This is a genomic window from Mycobacterium sp. TH-M11 (genome assembly GCF_057473725.1).
The window spans coordinates 1-1,960 of the sequence record NZ_JBYCLD010000136.1 but is presented as its reverse complement, the minus strand read 5'-3'; the positions used below and the strand labels follow the sequence as shown (position 1 = coordinate 1,960).

Here is a 1,960-nt window from a genome sequence, read left to right as displayed (position 1 = left end):
CACCTACTCCGCGGGTGAATACGTTCGTCTCGATCAGCTGGCTGCCGAACTGGGAATCAGCGTCACCCCGGTACGCGAAGCGCTTTTCGAACTGCGGGCCGAGGGTCTATTGGCTCAGCAGCCGCGGCGCGGCTTCGTGGTGCTTCCGGTCACCGAGCGTGATCTTGCCGATGTCGCCAACCTCCAGGCGCATGTGGGTGGCGAGCTGGCTGCGCGCGCCGCGGCCAACATCGACGACGACCAACTCCGTGGACTCAAAGAAATCCAGTCCCAGCTGGAGGATGCCTACGCCGGCAATGACATTGAGCGAACGGTGCGTCTCAACCACGAATTCCATCGAGCCATCAACGTGGCGGCCCAGTCGCCCAAGCTCGCGCAGATGATGTCGCAGATCACCCGCTACGCTCCCGAATCCGTGTTTCCTATCATCGCCGGCTGGCCGGATCAATCGATCAAAGACCACCGCCGGGTGGTGGCCGCGTTGGTCAGGCGCGACAGCGAGTCCGCCCGCACAGCAATGTCGGAACACTTGGCCGCGGGGGCGGCTCCGCTGATCGACCATCTCGCCGAACATGGTGTGGTCGAACGAGCCGACGAATAGCCGCCTGGCCGATGTCCGCCACCGTCGCGTGATCGGGCTCGTCGTGTGCACCGGCGCGAGGGTGAGTTGGCCGAAGTCTGCTCGATCAGGCGGCTGGCGTCGTCAAGAATGCAGTCGTTGCAGGCGCGTGGTGGCGCGCCGCGCTCACCGGGCTTCGTCGTGGCCGACAGCCTCGCGGAGCGCGGTGTTGTCGTCTTCGAGGTCCAGGATGCGGCCGATGCCGGCGATGTTCACCCCGGCGGCCACGAGGGTGAGGATTCGTTCGATCCGGGTCAGGTCGTCGGCGCTGTAGCGGCGGGTGCCGCCGTCGGTGCGCGAGGGGAACAGCAGGCCGCGGCGCTCCCACAGCCGCAGCGATTGCAGTGGCGCGCCGGACAATTCGGCGGCTACCGCGATCCCGTAGACCCCCCGATCGGAGGCTGGGAGCCCGTTAGCCGGCCCTGTTTCCGGCCGGGCCGGGCCCATTTCGCCAGCGTTCAAAATTTTTCCTGTTCCACTACTTGCATCCGTCATGTCGCAGTGCTATACAAAAATCTATACCAGATGGCACAGATAAGCCATCGGTAGACGCAAGAAAGTGTGGACACAAGAAAGGACAGTTGGAGGTGGCAACCATGCTGATGCGCACAGATCCGTTCCGCGATCTGGATCGGTTCACCCAACAGGTTCTCGGCACAGCAGCCCGACCCGCCGGCATGCCGATGGACGCCTGGCGCGACGGTGACGAGTTCATCGTCGAGTTCGATCTGCCCGGAGTGAACATCGATTCGTTGGATCTGGACATCGAGAACAACGTGGTGACCGTGCGAGCCGAACGCGCCGCGGTCGACCCGTCCCGGGAGATGCTCGCCACCGAGCGGCCCCGCGGTGTCTTCTCTCGTCAACTGGTGCTGGGCAACAACCTCGACACCGCCCGAATCACCGCGGACTACAAAGACGGGGTCTTGCGACTCGCGATCCCGGTGGCTGAAAAGGCCAAGCCCCGCAAGATCATCGTCGGCCGTCCCGACGCCGCCAAGGGCAACAAAGTGATCACCGAGGACGGCGACACGGTGCTCAACCGGGCACCTGCGAGAGAACCCGCCGGGGTCTGATGCCACGGACACCCGGGGCTCATCAGCCCTGGGTCTCCGCACCTGATCAAGCCAAGGAGGTGAGCAATGATGCAGGAGACCACGCTGGCGGCGCCGACACCGCCTAGCGCCACCGAGCCAGTTGCGCTGGCCGCGGCCCTGGGTGTTGAGGACGCGTCGGTCGTGCTGGCGCTGATCGCCGAGGTCGACGCCATCTTCTGCGCCACTGCTGAAGTTCCTGTCTGTCGGCGGCCGGTGCCACCAGCGATCGGGTGTCCTCTCTGCG

At 65.1% G+C, this 1,960-nt stretch carries 4 protein-coding genes; 3 read left to right on the top strand and 1 reads right to left on the bottom strand.

All coding sequences use genetic code 11. The features are described from left to right. Positions 1 to 601, top strand: a 601-nt coding sequence (locus tag AC2VOG_RS05960) for a GntR family transcriptional regulator (protein WP_486938994.1), incomplete at its 5' end; no start/stop codon positions are given. 144 nt (positions 602 to 745) lie between these two features. On the opposite strand, the gene AC2VOG_RS05955 is transcribed toward AC2VOG_RS05960, so the two are convergent. Beyond that, complete coding sequence (locus tag AC2VOG_RS05955) at positions 746 to 1,066, bottom strand: MerR family transcriptional regulator (RefSeq protein WP_486938995.1); 321 nt, start codon at positions 1,064 to 1,066, stop codon at positions 746 to 748. A gap of 149 nt (positions 1,067 to 1,215) precedes the next feature. Here AC2VOG_RS05955 and AC2VOG_RS05950 point away from each other — a divergent pair, with 149 nt between their 5' ends. Both AC2VOG_RS05950 and AC2VOG_RS05945 read left to right on the top strand, forming a co-directional pair. Next, a complete protein-coding gene (locus AC2VOG_RS05950; protein WP_486938993.1) occupies positions 1,216 to 1,695 on the top strand; it encodes an Hsp20/alpha crystallin family protein in 480 nt (159 codons plus the stop codon). A gap of 66 nt (positions 1,696 to 1,761) precedes the next feature. Then, positions 1,762 to 1,960, top strand: a 199-nt coding sequence (locus AC2VOG_RS05945) for a hypothetical protein (protein ID WP_486938992.1), incomplete at its 3' end; no start/stop codon positions are given.